12 protein-coding genes are annotated in these 15,846 nt (G+C 64.0%); 10 read left to right on the top strand and 2 right to left on the bottom strand.

Going from position 1 to position 15,846, the window contains the following annotated elements; translation table 11 throughout:
- Window positions 1–47 precede the first annotated feature (47 nt).
- Window positions 48–722 carry an RdgB/HAM1 family non-canonical purine NTP pyrophosphatase gene (gene rdgB, locus WIT60_RS12570; protein ID WP_339584253.1) on the top strand — a complete coding sequence of 225 codons (675 nt, stop codon included), beginning with the start codon at window positions 48–50 and terminating at the stop codon, window positions 720–722.
- Entirely contained in the window at window positions 719–1,930 is a 1,212-nt protein-coding gene (hemW, locus tag WIT60_RS12565) for a radical SAM family heme chaperone HemW (RefSeq protein WP_339584252.1), read from the top strand. The genes rdgB and hemW overlap by 4 nt, the downstream gene beginning before the upstream one ends.
- A gap of 93 nt (window positions 1,931–2,023) precedes the next feature.
- Here hemW and WIT60_RS12560 read toward each other — a convergent pair whose 3' ends face one another.
- A complete protein-coding gene (locus WIT60_RS12560) occupies window positions 2,024–3,718 on the bottom strand; it encodes a long-chain-fatty-acid--CoA ligase (protein ID WP_339584251.1) in 1,695 nt (564 codons plus the stop codon).
- A gap of 275 nt (window positions 3,719–3,993) precedes the next feature.
- Here WIT60_RS12560 and WIT60_RS12555 point away from each other — a divergent pair, with 275 nt between their 5' ends.
- Window positions 3,994–4,530 carry a hypothetical protein gene (locus tag WIT60_RS12555; protein ID WP_339584250.1) on the top strand — a complete coding sequence of 179 codons (537 nt, stop codon included), beginning with the start codon at window positions 3,994–3,996 and terminating at the stop codon, window positions 4,528–4,530.
- Window positions 4,527–6,137 carry a GMC family oxidoreductase gene (locus WIT60_RS12550; protein ID WP_339584249.1) on the top strand — a complete coding sequence of 537 codons (1,611 nt, stop codon included), beginning with the start codon at window positions 4,527–4,529 and terminating at the stop codon, window positions 6,135–6,137. Before WIT60_RS12555 ends, WIT60_RS12550 begins: the two co-directional genes overlap by 4 nt.
- Window positions 6,138–6,232: 95 nt before the next feature.
- Here the strand turns inward: WIT60_RS12550 and ompA are convergent, their stop codons facing one another.
- Window positions 6,233–6,871 (bottom strand): outer membrane protein OmpA, encoded by a 639-nt coding sequence (ompA, locus tag WIT60_RS12545; RefSeq protein ID WP_339584248.1) that lies wholly within the window; start codon window positions 6,869–6,871, stop codon window positions 6,233–6,235.
- Window positions 6,872–7,204: 333 nt separating this feature from the next.
- Between ompA and gyrA the strand changes: the two genes are divergently transcribed.
- From gyrA to WIT60_RS12515, 6 genes are all read left to right on the top strand, one after another.
- Window positions 7,205–9,847 (top strand): DNA gyrase subunit A, encoded by a 2,643-nt coding sequence (gene gyrA / locus WIT60_RS12540; protein WP_339584247.1) that lies wholly within the window; start codon window positions 7,205–7,207, stop codon window positions 9,845–9,847.
- A gap of 75 nt (window positions 9,848–9,922) precedes the next feature.
- Window positions 9,923–10,516, top strand: a complete 594-nt coding sequence (locus tag WIT60_RS12535) for a hypothetical protein (protein WP_339584246.1) — start codon at window positions 9,923–9,925, stop codon at window positions 10,514–10,516.
- 77 nt (window positions 10,517–10,593) lie between these two features.
- A complete protein-coding gene (serC, locus tag WIT60_RS12530) occupies window positions 10,594–11,700 on the top strand; it encodes a 3-phosphoserine/phosphohydroxythreonine transaminase (RefSeq protein WP_339584245.1) in 1,107 nt (368 codons plus the stop codon).
- Complete coding sequence (gene pheA, locus WIT60_RS12525; protein ID WP_339584244.1) at window positions 11,693–12,817, top strand: prephenate dehydratase; 1,125 nt, start codon at window positions 11,693–11,695, stop codon at window positions 12,815–12,817. The genes serC and pheA overlap by 8 nt, the downstream gene beginning before the upstream one ends.
- A gap of 19 nt (window positions 12,818–12,836) precedes the next feature.
- Window positions 12,837–13,721 carry a prephenate dehydrogenase gene (locus WIT60_RS12520; protein ID WP_339584243.1) on the top strand — a complete coding sequence of 295 codons (885 nt, stop codon included), beginning with the start codon at window positions 12,837–12,839 and terminating at the stop codon, window positions 13,719–13,721.
- A 52-nt stretch (window positions 13,722–13,773) separates the two neighbouring features.
- Complete coding sequence (locus tag WIT60_RS12515; protein ID WP_339584242.1) at window positions 13,774–15,819, top strand: bifunctional 3-phosphoshikimate 1-carboxyvinyltransferase/cytidylate kinase; 2,046 nt, start codon at window positions 13,774–13,776, stop codon at window positions 15,817–15,819.
- Window positions 15,820–15,846: the final 27 nt, after the last annotated feature.

Here is a 15,846-nt window from a genome sequence, read left to right as displayed (position 1 = left end):
CGCGGCCGGTGCCCCGGTCGGGACCTGACCCACGCTGCTGACACCCGATGAGCAAACAACTGATCCTGGCGTCCAACAACGCCAAGAAACTGCGCGAACTGCAGGCCCTGATCGCCCCCCTGGGGGTGGAGTTGGTCACGCAAGGTGCGCTCGGCATCCCCGAGGCCGAAGAGCCCCACGTCACTTTTGTTGAAAACGCTCTGGCCAAGGCACGCCATGCGGCCCGCCTGGGAGGCGGCCCTGCGCTCGCCGACGACTCTGGCCTGTGTGTCAACGCCCTGGGTGGTGCGCCGGGGGTGCGCTCGGCCCGCTATGCGGTGGACGCAGGACGCGTCGCCGAAGGTGCGGGCCGCGAACACATCGACCCGGCCAACAACGCCTGGCTGCTGGAACAGATGGCCACCCACACTGACCGCCAAGCCCACTTCACCTGCCTGCTGGTGGCTGTGCGCCACGCCGAAGACCCCGAGCCCCTGATCGCGGAAGGCCACTGGTGTGGTCAGTTGTTGCACGCCCCGCAAGGCGAGCATGGCTTCGGCTACGACCCGCTGCTGTGGCTGCCCGAACACCAGCTCAGCGCCGCCCAACTGCCCCCCGAAATCAAGAACGCCGTCAGTCACCGCGCACTGGCCTGCCAGCAACTGCTGCAACTCATCACCGCCCGCTGGGGCCTGGGCACCGACGGTGCCACGGCCACTCACTGGCCCTGGCAATCCGCATGATCACCTTGCAACGCCCGGGTGCCCTGAGCACCCTGCCCCCACTGTCGCTGTACGTGCACCTGCCCTGGTGCCTGCGCAAGTGCCCCTATTGCGACTTCAACTCGCACGAACCCGGTGCGGCGCAGACCGCCGGGGCGGCTGGTGCCGGCCAGTTGTCGGCCCAGACCGAGGCCCGCTACCTTGACGCCCTGCGCGCGGACCTCGAATCAGCCCTGCCCCAAATCTGGGGACGCCGCGTGCACACCGTCTTCATTGGGGGTGGCACACCCAGCCTGTTCTCGCCCGACAGCATCGACCGCCTGCTGTCCGACATCCGCGCCCGCCTGCCGCTGGAAGCCGACGCCGAAATCACGCTGGAGGCCAACCCCGGCACCTTCGAGACCGACCGTTTCAAAGCCTTTCGCCAGGCCGGGGTCAACCGCCTGTCGATTGGCGTGCAGAGCTTTGACGGTGCCAAGCTGAAGTCGCTGGGCCGGGTGCACAACCGCGCCCAGGCCATCGCCGCCGTCGAAGAGGCGCAGCGCAACTTCGAGACCTTCAACCTCGACCTGATGTACGCCCTGCCAGGCCAGTCTCCAGCCGACCTGGAAGCCGACATCCAGCAGGCACTGGCCTTCGAGCCGCCGCACCTGTCGCTCTACCACCTCACGCTGGAGCCCAACACGCGCTTCGCCACCCAGCCACCCAAAGGCCTGCCTGACGAGGACACTGCCTTCGACATGCTGGACCACCTGATCGCGCGCACCACGGCCGCCGGCCTGCAGCGCTATGAGGTGTCGGCCTATGCCCGCCCCGGCCACCAGTGCGCGCACAACCTGAACTACTGGCAGTTTGGGGACTATCTGGGCATCGGGGCCGGCGCCCACAGCAAGATCAGCTTCCCGGACCGCATCGTGCGCCAGGTGCGTTGGCGCGAGCCGGCTGCCTACATGGACAAGGCCGTGCAGGGCCTGGCCTGCTCCAACGAACAGGACGTGCCATTGAAATCGCGCGCGTTCGAGTTCATGATGAACGCCCTGCGCCTGAAGGACGGCTTCGAGTTGCTGCGCTTTGCCGAGCGCACTGGCTTGACCCTGGCCAGCATCCAGCAGCCGCTGGCCGAGGCCGAGGCCAAAGGCCTGCTGCAACGGGACCTGGCCCGCGCCTGGCCCACCGACAAGGGCTTTGATTTCCTCAGCGACCTGCAGGCCTTGTTTCTGAGCGACTGACGCGCAAAAAAGCCGCTGCCCCTTGCGGGACAGCGGCCTTCTGCTTGTCTCCTCGGTCGCCAGCCGGGGCCTTACCCCAGCCAGTCGCCTCAGTTATTTCTTCTCGTCGCGCAGTTCGCGACGCAGGATCTTGCCCACGTTGGTCTTGGGCAGGTCGGTGCGGAACTCGATGTACTTGGGGCACTTGTAGCCGGTCAGTTGCTCGTGGCAATAAGCCTTGAGCGCCTCTTCGGTCAGCGTCGTGTCCTTGCGCACCACGAACAACTTCACCGCTTCGCCAGCCTTGGCATCGGGCACGCCCACGGCCGCGCATTCCAACACGCCGGGATGCAGGTTGACCACCTGCTCGACTTCGTTCGGGTACACATTGAAGCCCGACACCAGGATCATGTCCTTCTTGCGGTCGACGATGCGGACCTGACCACGCTCGTCCATGATGCCGATGTCACCGGTGCGGAAGAACCCATCGGAAGTCATGACCTTCGCGGTTTCATCGTCACGCTGCCAGTAGCCGGCCATCACCTGTGGACCACGGATGGAGATTTCCCCCACGCCACCGATGGGCATGTGGTTGCCATCGTCGTCGAGAATCGCCACTTCGGTCGAAGGCAGCGGGTAACCGATGGAGCCATTGAACTCGGTGTTATCCAGGCGGTTGGCTGTGGCCACCGGCGAGGTTTCCGACAACCCATAGCCTTCCACGATCGGGCAACCGGTGATCTTCTTCCAGGCTTCGGCGGTGGCCTGTTGCACAGCCATGCCACCACCCATCGACACCTTCAGACCCGAGAAGTCGAGCTTGGCAAAGTCAGGGTGGTTGGCCAGCGCATTGAACAAGGTATTCACAGCAGGGAACTGGTTCACCTTGTACGCACTCAGCGTCTTGATCACGGCCGGCAGATCGCGCGGGTTCGGGATCAGGATGTTCATGGAACCCAGGCGTGCACCCATGAAGTAGCACACCGTCAGCGAGAAGATGTGATACAGCGGCAGGGCACACACGGCCACCAAGGGTGCGCTGCCCAGCTTGTTCAGCTCAGGCTTGAACCAAGCTTCGTTTTGCAGGATGTTGGCCACCACGTTGCGGTGCAGCAGTGTGGCGCCCTTGGAGACGCCCGTGGTGCCGCCGGTGTACTGCAGGAAGGCCACATCGGAGAGCTTCAAGTCGGGACGGGTGTACTTCATCGAGCGACCCTTGGACACCACATCCTTGAAGGTCGTCAGCGTGCACTTGGCATTGTTCGGCAGGCTGTAAGCCGGCACCATCTTCTTGACGTTGCGCACCACGAAGTTGACCAGCGCGCCCTTCAGGAATGGCAGCATGTCGCCCATGGAGGCCAGCACGATGCGCTTGATCGGTGTGCGCGCCACCACTTCCTGCAGCGTGGTGGCAAAGTTCTCGAGGATGACGATGGCCTCGGCGCCGGAGTCCTTGAGTTGGTGCTCCAGTTCACGCGGCGTGTACAGCGGGTTGACGTTGACGACCACATAACCCGCACGCAGCACAGCAGCAATCGCCACCACGTACTGCGGCACGTTGGGCATCATCAGCGCCACACGGGCACCCTTGGCCAGACCCTGGGCCTGCAGCCAGGCGGCCATGGCGTTCGACATCTCATCGATCTGACGGAAGGTCCAATGCACCCCCATGAAGGAGGCCATATCCCGCTGGGCAAATTGCTTGAACGACTGGTCCAGCAAGTCGGCCAAGGAGGAATACTCTTCGGGGTTGATTTCGGCGGGCACGCCTGGTTCGTAGTGGGCAAGCCAGGGTTTGGTACTCGTCATCGTCGTCCTCTTGTCTGATCGGTTACGGCTGAATTCAATGCCAATGCGGCAGCAGAAGTCACCACTTCTGTGCTGCATGAATTCTGCAACACTCACTCCCCAGGGTTCACCCTCAAACCGCATCACGGACGTTTCTTTTTTGTTGAACGCCACCTGAACAGGTGACTTTCCGCCCCCTTCATACAGGGGTTTACGCCAATTCGCGCCTACCCACGCCAACTTCAATTTGACTCACAATGTTTCCTATTTGAGAAATCCGCCTGGAAACACACAACATGGTTGACCGCGCCATAGACCATCCCCTGATGCCCAAAAGACGCTGGTTTCTGAAGACGGCACTGGCCATCGGGGCGGTGGGAGCCACCCTGGGAGGCCTCGTGTTCTGGCACCGAGGCTTGAGCCAAGGCAAGTTCACCCCCCACGGACGAGACGTTTGCCACGGACTGGCGCGCGGCATTCTGGGCCCCATGCTGCCCAAAGATCCAGCCCAGCGCGCGGCTGCTCTGGAAGCGCACCTTGATCAGCTCGAAGCTTTCATCCAGGGCACGCCGGCCATGATGCAAATTCAGATCAACGCTGTTCTCGGTTTGTTGGGTAACGCCCCAACTCGCTACATGCTCACCGACCTGGGACGGTCCTGGCGCGAGGCCAGCGACGCACAGATCGCGCGCGCGCTCGAGACCATGCGTCTCAACCCCTTGCCCACGCAGCGCCTCACCTACCAGGTGGTGCGTGGCCTGACCTGCATGAGCTTCTTTACCCAAAGCGCCAACTGGCCTATGACCGGCTATCCCGGCCCCCTCGACATATGAGCAAGCTTCCCGATCCCTTCCGTGACGGTCTGGCCCGTGGCTGGAAAACCACCCATGGCGAACAAGGCCTGCCCGCCCAGGTGCAATGTGATGTGGCCATCATTGGCACGGGTGCAGGCGCCGGCATCACCGCTGAGTTGCTCACCCGTGCCGGCCTGGACGTGGTCCTGATTGAAGAAGGCCCTCTGCGCACCAGCACCGACTTCAATCAGAAAGAATCCGACGCCTATCGAACCCTGTACCAGGAGTCAGCCGCTCGCCGCACCCTGGACGGCGCCATCAGCATCATGCAAGGCCGCTGCGTGGGCGGCACCACGGTGATCAACTGGACCAGTTCGTTCCGGACACCGGACAGCACGCTGCGGCACTGGCAAGAGGTGTTCGGGCTGAGCGAGTACACGACCGAATCGATGGCCCCATGGTTCGAACAAGCCGAGCGTCGCCTGAACATGACGCCTTGGACCATCCCGCCCAATCTCAACAATGAGGTTCTGCGCAAGGGAGCGACCAAGCTGGGGATTTCTTCGGCGGTCATCCCACGCAACGTCAAGGGCTGCTGGAACCTGGGCGCCTGCGGCCTGGGTTGCCCGACCAATGCCAAGCAATCGATGCTGGTGACATCCATTCCCGCCGCGCTGGATGCCGGGGCCAGGCTGTTCTACCAGACGCGTGCTCAGAAATTTGACATTCAGAAGGGGAAGGTGACCGGTTTGATTTGCGTCCCCATCCGGCTCAACGGAGACAAGGTGTCTGATCGCACCATGCGGGTCACCGCACGGCACTATGTGGTCGCCGGGGGCGCCATCAACTCACCGGCTTTGCTGCGCCGGTCTGACGCGCCGGACCCCCACGGCCTCCTGGGCACCCGCACGTTCTTGCATCCGGTGAGCTTCTCAGCGGGCATCTTCGACGAACGGGTCGAGGCCTGGCAAGGCGCTCCGCAATCGCTGTACTCCGATCACTTTGTGCACGATGCACACCTGCAAGGACCGATCGGTTTCAAGATCGAGGCGGCACCGCTGCACCCAGGCATGGCGTCCATTTTGCTCGGCGGACACGGCGAACGTCTGATGGCACGCTTCCAGCAGTATCCACACACTCAGATGATGCTGTCCCTGATGCGAGACGGTTTCCACCCTGAGTCGGCGGGGGGCAAGGTGCGCATCCATCTGGACGGCACACCTGTGCTCGATTACCCGCTGACAGACTATGTCCTCGAAGGCTTCCGCCGCTCACTGCTGGCAATGGCGGAGATCCAGTTCGCGGCAGGTGCGCGTACCGTGCGCCCGTTCCACGAGCAGAGTGACGATTACCGCACGTGGGCCTCCGCCAAGGAAGCGATTGCACGTTTTGACATGAAGCCCTTGCTCACCGGCGCAGGCAGTGCGCACGTGATGGGTGGATGCGGCATGGCCGCCAGCGAGAAACAAGGCGTCGTGCGCCCGGACGGCGTGCACTGGCAACTCGAGAACCTGTCGGTTCACGATGGATCGGTTTTCCCAACCAGCATCGGCGCCAACCCGCAGTTGTCGATCTACGGCACAGCCAACCGTTTGGCCACACAGCTGGCCAAACGGTTGAGCGGCAAGGACGTGACCCTGGCCTGAACACCGCACACCTGGCGGCCACGCATGAAAAAACCCCGCCGAGGCGGGGTTTTCATCGTCAGGGCGATCCATGAGGACCACCCCACACGCATCAATTACTTGTTGCGGGTGCCGACGACTTCGATTTCCACGCGACGGTTCTTGGCGCGGCCTTCGGCAGACTTGTTGTCAGCCACGGGTTGCTTCTCGCCCTTGCCTTCGGTGTAGATCTTGGAGGCGTCGATGCCCTTGCCAGCCAAGTAGGACTTGACGGCTTCCGAACGCTTGACCGACAGCTTGTCGTTGTAAGCGTCAGAGCCGACGGAGTCGGTGTGACCCACGGCGATCACGACTTCCAGGTTCAGACCCTTCACCTTGTCGGCCAGATCATCCAGCTTGGCCTTGCCTTCGGGCTTCAGAGCGGTCTTGTTGAAGTCGAAGAAAGCGTCAGCGGCGAAACTCACCTTTTCGGTGGCGGGAGCAGCGGGCACCACAGCCGGGGCAGCGGCAGGAGCCGGAGCGGCAGGAGCGGCAGCAGGAGCCGGAGCGGCAGGAGCCACGGGAGCAGGCACGCCATCGCAGCCTTGAACGCCGGTGGCCGGAGTCCAGGGGGTGTCACGCCAGCAGTATTCGTTCGTGCCGTTCTTCCACACGGTGCCATCGGTGCCGCGCCAGTTGTCCACGGTTTGGGCGAAAGCACCACCGGCCAGAGCAGCGGTAGCGAACAGAGCAGCGACTTGATTGAGCTTGATCATGCGAGTCCTCACGATATAAGAACGCAGCGTTCAACTGCGAAGCGCCCTGATTGGGCAACAGACCGAAGCGCAAGATGGCAACGGCCGCCCCAGGGGTGAACCAAGGGCACATTACGAAATCATTGTGCCATAGTGAAATCGACTCTTGAAGGCAGAACTTCGGTGACGCAAGCGCCCACCTGAATTGTTGCGCGTGGGCGACATGATCGGCCAATTACAATGGTCTTTTCCATTCGGCTGAGGCAGCTGGGCTGCCCCGCCCCATGGAAGCGAAGTCCATGATGCCCTGACGACCCTCGTCGTCCGGTTGTCTCTTCTCACCGTGAAGCACGCATGACGCAATTCGCCAAGGAAACCCTGCCCATCAGCCTCGAAGAGGAAATGCGGCGTTCTTACCTCGATTACGCGATGAGCGTGATCGTGGGTCGGGCCCTGCCCGATGCCCGCGACGGCCTCAAGCCCGTTCACCGTCGCGTGCTGTTCGCGATGCACGAGCTCAACAACGACTGGAACCGGCCTTACAAGAAGTCGGCGCGTATCGTCGGTGACGTCATCGGTAAGTACCACCCGCACGGCGACTCGGCGGTGTACGACACCATCGTGCGCATGGCGCAGGACTTCTCGCTGCGCCACATGCTGGTCGACGGCCAGGGCAACTTCGGCTCGGTGGACGGCGACAGCGCCGCGGCGATGCGTTACACCGAAATCCGCCTGGCCAAGGTCGCCCACGAAATGCTGGCCGACATCGACAAGGAAACCGTCGACTTCGGCCCCAACTACGACGGCTCGGAAAAAGAGCCGCTGGTGCTGCCCACCCGCCTGCCCAACCTGCTGGTCAACGGTTCGGCCGGTATCGCGGTAGGCATGGCCACCAACATCCCGCCGCACAACCTCAACGAGGTGGTGGATGCCTGTTTGCACGCGCTCAAAAATCCCGACTGCTCGATCGACGAGCTGATGGAAATCATCCCAGCGCCAGACTTCCCCACCGCCGGGATCATTTATGGCCTGTCGGGCGTCCGCGAGGGGTATCGCACCGGCCGTGGCCGTGTGGTCATGCGCGCACGCGTGCACTTCGAGGACATCGGCAAGGGTGACCGTCAGGCCATCATCGTCGATGAGATCCCTTACCAGGTCAACAAGAAGACCCTGCTGGAGCGCATCGCCGAGCTGGTCAACGAGAAGAAGATCGAAGGCATCACCCACATCCAGGACGAGTCCGACAAGTCCGGCATGCGCGTGGTGATCGAGCTCAAGCGCGGCGAAGTGCCCGAGGTCATCCTCAACAATCTGTACAAGCAGACCCAGTTGCAGGACACCTTCGGCATCAACATGGTGGCCCTGATCGACGGCCAGCCCAAGCTGTGCAACCTCAAGGACCTGATCACGGTCTTCCTGGAGCACCGCCGCGAGGTCATCACCCGCCGCACCGTGTACGAGTTGCGCAAGGCGCGCGAACGTGGTCACGTGCTGGAAGGCCTGGCCGTGGCCCTGGCCAACATCGACGAGTTCATCGAGACCATCAAGACCTCGCCGACCCCGCCGGTGGCCAAGGCCGCCCTGATGAGCAAGAGCTGGGATTCGTCGCTGGTGCGGGAAATGCTGTCGCGCACCGACGGCGATGCCAAGCTCTACCGCCCCGAAGGCCTGCCCCTGAACTTTGGCATGCAGCCCGATGGCCTGTATCGCCTGAGCGAAGACCAAGCCGGCGAGATCCTGCAGATGCGTCTGCAACGCCTGACCGGCCTGGAGCAGGACAAGATCATCGGCGAGTACAAGGACGTCATGGCCCAGATCGCTGATCTGCTGGACATCCTCTCCAAGCCCGAGCGCGTCTCAAGCATCATCGGTGACGAACTGGGTGCCATCCGTCAGGAATTCGGCCAGACCAAGCTGGGCGCTCGCCGCTCGACCATCGAGCACAACGCGCAAGAGCTGGGCACCGAAGACCTGATCACCCCGACCGACATGGTCGTGACGATCTCGCACACGGGCTACATCAAGAGCCAGCCGCTGAGCGAGTACCGCGCCCAAAAGCGCGGCGGTCGCGGCAAGCAGGCCACGGCGACGAAGGAAGACGACTGGATCGACCAACTCTTCATCGCCAACACGCACGACTACATCCTGTGCTTCAGCAACCGCGGTCGCGTGTACTGGATCAAGGTCTGGGAAGTGCCTCAGGGCTCGCGCAACTCGCGCGGCAAGCCCATGGTCAACATGTTCCCGCTGGAAAAGGACGAGAAGATCAACGTCGTCCTGCCCTTGACCGGCGAGTTCCGCAGCTTCCCTGAAGACCACTATGTGTTCATGGCCACCGCCATGGGCACGGTCAAGAAGACCCCGCTTACCGACTTCAGCAACCCGCGCAAGGCCGGCATCATCGCCGTGGGCTTGGACGAGGGTGACTACCTGATCGGTGCTGCCCTGACCGACGGCAAGCACGACGTGATGCTGTTCTCGGACGGCGGCAAGGCGGTGCGCTTTGACGAAGACGATGTCCGCCCGATGGGCCGCAGCGCCCGCGGCGTGCGCGGCATGATGCTGGAAGAAGGCCAGTCGGTCATCGCCATGCTGGTGGCCGAAGACGAGACACAGTCCGTGCTGACCGCCACCGAGAACGGCTACGGCAAGCGCACCTCCATCGTCGAGTACACCCGCCACGGTCGTGGCACCAAGGGCATGATCGCCATCCAGCAGTCCGAGCGCAACGGCAAGGTGGTCGCGGCCACCTTGGTGCGTCCGGAAGACGAGATCATGCTGATCACCGACAAGGGCGTGCTGGTGCGCACCCGCGTCGCCGAGATCCGCGAACTGGGCCGTGCCACGCAGGGCGTCACCCTGATCGCCCTCGATGAAGGCGCCAAGCTGATTGGCCTGCAGCGCATCGTTGAAAACGATGCCCAAGCCAGTGCCAGCGACAGCGAAGACACGGAAGCCGGCACGGCCGAGGGCACATCGGACGGAACCGAAAACTGATCAGGCCACACCAAGCCTGACACCCCCTCCTCTCCAGGAGGGGTTCACACCTCAACCAGATTGCAAGGACACACGATGACTCTGAAGAAAACCGCCTGGGCTGTGGCCGTGGCCACCACGTTGGCCGTGACCTCGCTGTCGGCCCACGCCGACAAGAAAGCCATCGTGCAGAAGATTCTGAGCTCGCAGCAAGCTGCCCTGGACGACATGTCGCGCAATGTGGCCGAGCAGCCGGCCCGTCAACTGGCCGCCGGTGCACGCCAGATCCTGATGCAAGCCGTTCCTGAGGACAAGCGCGAAGCCACCGCCAAGCAAGTGGATGCCGAGATCAAGAAGTATCTGGAGAGTGCAGTCCCCGCCGTGCGCGCCAGCGCCACCAAGCTCAGCCCCACCGTGCTGGGCGCCATCTACGAAGAGAAGTTCAGCGAGGACGAACTCAAGCAACTGCAAGCCATGCTGGAGTCGCCCATCCTCAAGCGCTATCAGAGCCTGCTGCCCGAGATGAGCAACGCGCTGCTGGAGAAGGTCGTCGCCGATGCCCGCCCCCAGGTCACGCCCAAGCTGCAGACGGCGGAAACCAACATCCGCTCGATCCTGGACAAGGCTTCCGGTGGCAAGCTGAGCCAAGGCGAAGCCAAGCCGGCTGCCAAGCCTGCCACCAAGAAGTAATGTTCCCTGACGCCGGATGAGCGCCTCCCGCGCCCCGGCGTCCCGCCCGTCACACCGTTTGTGCCTGGATGTCGCCCATGACCCGCCCTTTCAATTTTTCAGCCGGCCCGGCCGCCCTGCCTGAAGAAGTCCTGCAACAGGCCGCCAGCGAGATGCTGGACTGGCATGGCTCGGGCATGGGCGTGATGGAGATGAGCCACCGCGGCAAGGAGTTCATCTCGATCGCCGAGCAGGCTGAAGCCGACCTGCGCGAGATCCTGTCGGTGCCGGCCACTCACAAGATCCTGTTCATGCAGGGTGGCGCCATCGCCGAGAACGCGATCGTGCCGATGAACTTGTCGCGCGGTGGACGGGCGGACTACGTGATCACCGGCTCGTGGTCGCAGAAGTCGGCCAAGGAAGCCCACAAATACTGCGAAGTGCACATTGCCGCCAGCAATGCTGCCGATCACCACACCACCCTGCCGGACTACGGCAGCTGGAAAATCAGCGACAACGCTGCCTATGTGCACGTGTGCAGCAACGAAACCATTCATGGCGTTGAAATGCACGAGTTGCCCGATCTGGCCGCGCTCGGCACCCCGGCACCTCTGGTGATCGACTGCTCGTCGCACATCGTTTCGCGCCCCATCGACTGGTCGCGCGTGGGCTTGGCTTACGCCGGCGCCCAGAAGAACATCGGTCCCGCTGGCCTGACCCTGGTCATCGTGCGCGAAGACCTGCTGGGCCACGCCCTGCCGATCACGCCGTCGGCCTTCGACTACAAGATCGTGGCCGACAACGGTTCGATGTACAACACGCCGCCGACCTACCCCTGGTATCTGGCTGGCTTGGTGTTCCAGTGGATCAAGCGCCAGCGTGAAGGCGACCTCACCGGCCTGGCCGCCATCGAGGCACGCAACGTCGCCAAGGCCAAGCTGTTCTACGATTACGTCGACGCCTCCGGCTTCTACGTCAACAAGGTGGCCGGCAACTGCCGCTCGCGCATGAACATCCCCTTCTTCCTGCCCTCGGACGATCTGAACGACGCTTTCCTGAGCGGCGCCAAGGCAGCCGGACTGCTGCAACTCAAGGGCCACAAGAGTGTGGGCGGCATGCGCGCCTCGATTTACAACGCCATGCCGCTGGCCGGCGTGGCCGCGCTGGTCGACTACATGAAGAGCTTTGCCGCACGCCATGGCTGATTCCGCGCACTTCCAACCCGATGATCGCCCGGTGGACGAGCAACTCGCCGACCTGCGTGTGCGCATCGACGCGGTCGATCAGCAGTTGATCGACCTGGTCAACCAGCGTGCCCGCTTGGCCCAGGCTGTGGGCGAGGTCAAGAAAATCGACGGTTCGCCGGTGTTCCGCCCGGACCGCGAGGCTCAGGTCATCGACCGCGTCAAGGCCCAGAACCCCGGCCCGATTCGCGAGGACAGCGTTGCCCCCATCTGGCGCGAGATCATGTCGGCCTGCCGCGCCTTGGAGGCACGCCAGCGTGTCGCCTTCCTCGGCCCCATCGGCACCTTCAGCGAACAAGCCACGCTCAACTACTTTGGCTCGTCCATCGAGGCCCTGGCCTGCCCGTCGGTGGACGAGGTGTTCCGCGCCACCATTTCGGGCTCGGCCGATTACGGCGTCGTGCCGGTCGAGAACTCGACCGAGGGCGTCGTGGCCCGTTCGCTCGATCTGTTGCTGGCCTCACCTCTGACCATCGTGGGCGAAACCAGTTTGCTGGTGACCCACAACCTGCTGCGCCAGGCCCCTTCGCGCGAAGGCATCACCACCGTGTGTGCCCATCCGCAAGCGCTGGCGCAGTGCCACAACTGGTTGAGCCAGAACCTGCCCGAGGCCGAGCGCCGCCCTGTGTCCAGCAATGCCGAAGGTGCACGTCTGGCGAGCCAGGATGGCGCCATCGCAGCACTGGCCAGCGAACGCGCGGCCACCCAGTACGGTTTGCATGTCGTGCAAGCGGCCGTGCAGGACGAGGCCCACAACCGCACCCGCTTCGTGATCGTCACCCGCCCCGGCCCGCACGTCGGCGTGGCCCCGACCGGTCACGACTGCACCAGCCTGATCGTCTCGGTGGACAATCGACCTGGTGCCGTGCACGACATGCTGGTGCCGCTCAAGCGTCACGGTGTGTCCATGACCCGTTTCGAGTCGCGCCCGGCGCGCTCGGGGAACTGGGAATACGTCTTCTTCATCGACCTGGCCGGCCATCCGGCACAGGACAATGTGGCCGCCGCCCTGCAGGAGTTGCGCGCCCAGTGTTCATTCTTCAAGGTGCTCGGCAGCTACCCGCTGGACGTGCACTGAATTCCAAGGATCTTGCAGCATGTTCAACCAACTTGGCCTGATCGGCTGTGGCCTCATGGGGGGCTCCTTTGCCCTGGCCCTGAAAAAAGCCGGCCTGGTCAAGCGGGTCGTCGGCTACAGCAAATCCCCCTCCACCGTTGAGAAGGCCCGTCGCCTCGGCGTGATCGACGTCGCGGCCGAGTCGGCTCTGCTGGCGGTGTCCGGCTCGGACATCGTGCTGATCGCCGTGCCCGTGGCCGCCAGCGAAGGCACGTTCAAGTCCATCCGTCACCTGGTCAACCCGGGTGTGCTCTTCATGGACGTCGGCTCGACCAAGCGCGATGTGGTCGATGCGGCCCGCCGCGTGCTGAAGGAGCGCCTGCCCTCCTTCGTGCCCGCCCACCCGATTGCCGGACGTGAAGTGGCGGGCATCGAGCACGCAGACCCGACCCTGTACCAGGGGCGCAAGGTCATCCTGACCCCCTTGCACCAGACGGATCCGACGTTGGTCCAAAAGGCCACCGACGTGTGGGCGGCCGTGGGCTGCCAGGTGCTCAAGATGAGCCCGGAACACCACGATGCGGCTTTTGCTGCCGTGAGCCACCTGCCCCACCTGCTGGCCTTTGCCTACATGAATGCCATGGCCGAGCAACCTGCCGGACAGGAGTACCTGTCTCTGGCTGGCCCTGGCTTCCGGGACTTCAGCCGCATCGCGGCCAGCGACCCCACCATCTGGCGAGACATCCTGTTGTCCAACCGCGAAGAGATCCTGCGCCAGTCCGAAGCCTTCCGCCGCGCCCTGGAAGAGCTCGAACGCCAGATGCGCGACTGGAACGGCCCGGAGTTGCAAACCTTGATCGAATCGGCCTCGACCTCGCGCAGCCAGTGGCAACTGAACCCGAAATCCACGGTCTCTCGCCTCTGAGGCTCTCTCAGACTCGCCCCACTCAAGGTGGGGCACACGAGTTTTCTTTCGCATGTACACCACCGCCTTCCTTGACCTCCCCCCGCTGCTGTCCGCCGGTGGTACCGTGCGACTGCCCGGCTCGAAGAGCATCTCCAACCGTGTGCTGCTGCTGGCCGGCTTGAGCGAAGGCACCACCGTGGTCCATGATCTGCTGGCCTCGGACGACACCCATGTGATGCTCGAAGCCCTGCGCACGCTGGGCTGCGACCTGCAGCAAGACGGCGACACGGTGCACATCACCGGTCTGGGCGGCCAGCTGGCCGTGAAGGACGCCGATCTGTTCCTGGGCAATGCCGGCACCGCCATGCGCCCGCTGACCGCCGCCCTGGCGCTGCTGTCGGCCACGCAAGGCGGCGTCTTCACCCTGTCGGGCGTGCCGCGCATGCACGAGCGCCCGATCGGTGACCTGGTCGATGCCCTGCGCCCGCTGGGCTGCACCATCGAGTGCACCGGCACCGAGGGCTACCCTCCGCTGCGCCTGGCCGGCGGCCAGCTTGAACTGTCAGCCCCCATCAAGGTGCGCGGTGACGTCTCCAGCCAGTTCCTGACCGCCCTCCTGCTGGCCCTGCCGCTGGTGTCACAGCAACAAGCTCTGACCATCGAGGTGGTCGGCGAGCTCATTTCCAAGCCCTACATCGAGATCACGCTGAACCTGCTGGCCCGCTTCGGCATCCAGGTCGAGCGCCAGGGCTGGGAGCGTTTCATCATCCCGCAGGGCAGCCGTTACCAATCGCCGGGTGAGATCCACGTCGAGGCCGATGCTTCGTCGGCGTCCTACTTCATCGCTGCCGGCGCCATCGCGGGCATCGACACGCCAGTGCGTGTCGAAGGCGTGGGCGCCGCCTCCATCCAGGGCGACATCCGCTTCGTGGAAGCCGCGCAGGCCATGGGCGCCCAGGTCACGTCTGGCCCGAACTGGCTGGAAATCCGCCGCGGCACCTGGCCACTGACCGCCGTGGACATGGACTGCAACCACATCCCCGATGCGGCCATGACCCTGGCGGTGATGGCCCTGTACGCCCAGGGCACGACCCGCCTGCGCAACATCGCCAGCTGGCGCGTGAAGGAAACCGACCGCATCGCCGCGATGGCCTGCGAACTGCGCAAGCTCGGTGCCACCGTGGTCGAAGGCGAGGACTTCATCGAGGTCACGCCACCCGCCACCGGCGCCTGGCAGCACGCCAGCATCCACACCTACGACGACCACCGCATGGCCATGTGCTTTTCGCTGGCCGCCTTCAACCCGCTGGCACCAACCGCCGCGGCGGGCAAGCCGGTGTCGGTGCGCATCGAAGACCCGCGCTGCGTGGGCAAGACCTTCCCCGACTATTTCGAGTCGCTGTTCCAGGTGGCCCAGACCGACCCGGACCTGATCCCGGTGATCACGGTGGACGGGCCCACGGCCTCGGGCAAGGGCACCTTGGCCAGCGCGCTGGCCCACCGCCTGGGCTACAAGTTCCTGGACTCGGGCTCGCTCTACCGCATCACGGCCCTGCTGGCGCTCGAACAGCAGGTCGATCTGGACGACGCGCAAGCGCTGGAAGCCCTGGCCCGCCGCGTCGGCCACGACATCAGCCTGCGTTTCGACGGCGAACACATCTGGGTGGATGACCGTGACGTCAGTGATGCCTTGCGTCGCGAAGAAGTCGGTCAGACCGCCTCGCGCATCTCGGCCGTGCCCGGCCTGCGTCAGGCCCTGGTCGAGCTGCAAAAGGCTTTCCGCGGTCTGCCGGGCCTGGTGGCCGATGGCCGCGACATGGGTACGGTGATTTTCCCGGACGCCGCGCTGAAGGTCTTTCTGACCGCCACAGCCGCCGAGCGCGCCGAGCGCCGGTACAAGCAATTGATCCAAAAAGGATTTTCTGCTAACCTAGACGAGATTTGCGCAGATTTGGAGGCGCGCGACCTGCGGGACCGTACCCGTGCCGTGTCGCCTCTCGTGCCTGCTGCAGATGCCCGCAAACTCGACAATTCCGCATTGACCATCGAAGCATCGATGGACACTGTGCTGGGTTGGTGGGTCGAAGGCTGGCCTCACGTGATCGCCGGACATTGAGTTCGCGACGCGACGCAGGCCGATACA

Source organism: Aquabacterium sp. G14, assembly GCF_037482285.1.
Classification (GTDB): Bacteria; Pseudomonadota; Gammaproteobacteria; order Burkholderiales; family Burkholderiaceae_C; genus Aquabacterium.
This window is presented reverse-complemented; position numbering and strand designations above follow the sequence as displayed.

Bases quoted from the DNA above. Each gene is read 5' to 3' on its own strand.
- WIT60_RS12555 (WP_339584250.1), top strand. From the start codon at position 3,994: ATGGTTGACCGCGCCATAGACCATCCCCTGATGCCCAAAAGACGCTGG.
- rdgB (WP_339584253.1), top strand. From the start codon at position 48: ATGAGCAAACAACTGATCCTGGCGTCCAACAACGCCAAGAAACTGCGC.
- WIT60_RS12520 (WP_339584243.1), top strand. From the start codon at position 12,837: ATGTTCAACCAACTTGGCCTGATCGGCTGTGGCCTCATGGGGGGCTCC.
- WIT60_RS12560 (WP_339584251.1), bottom strand. From the start codon at position 3,718: ATGACGAGTACCAAACCCTGGCTTGCCCACTACGAACCAGGCGTGCCC.
- serC (WP_339584245.1), top strand. From the start codon at position 10,594: ATGACCCGCCCTTTCAATTTTTCAGCCGGCCCGGCCGCCCTGCCTGAA.
- gyrA (WP_339584247.1), top strand. From the start codon at position 7,205: ATGACGCAATTCGCCAAGGAAACCCTGCCCATCAGCCTCGAAGAGGAA.
- ompA (WP_339584248.1), bottom strand. From the start codon at position 6,871: ATGATCAAGCTCAATCAAGTCGCTGCTCTGTTCGCTACCGCTGCTCTG.
- hemW (WP_339584252.1), top strand. From the start codon at position 719: ATGATCACCTTGCAACGCCCGGGTGCCCTGAGCACCCTGCCCCCACTG.
- pheA (WP_339584244.1), top strand. From the start codon at position 11,693: ATGGCTGATTCCGCGCACTTCCAACCCGATGATCGCCCGGTGGACGAG.
- WIT60_RS12535 (WP_339584246.1), top strand. From the start codon at position 9,923: ATGACTCTGAAGAAAACCGCCTGGGCTGTGGCCGTGGCCACCACGTTG.
- WIT60_RS12550 (WP_339584249.1), top strand. From the start codon at position 4,527: ATGAGCAAGCTTCCCGATCCCTTCCGTGACGGTCTGGCCCGTGGCTGG.
- WIT60_RS12515 (WP_339584242.1), top strand. From the start codon at position 13,774: ATGTACACCACCGCCTTCCTTGACCTCCCCCCGCTGCTGTCCGCCGGT.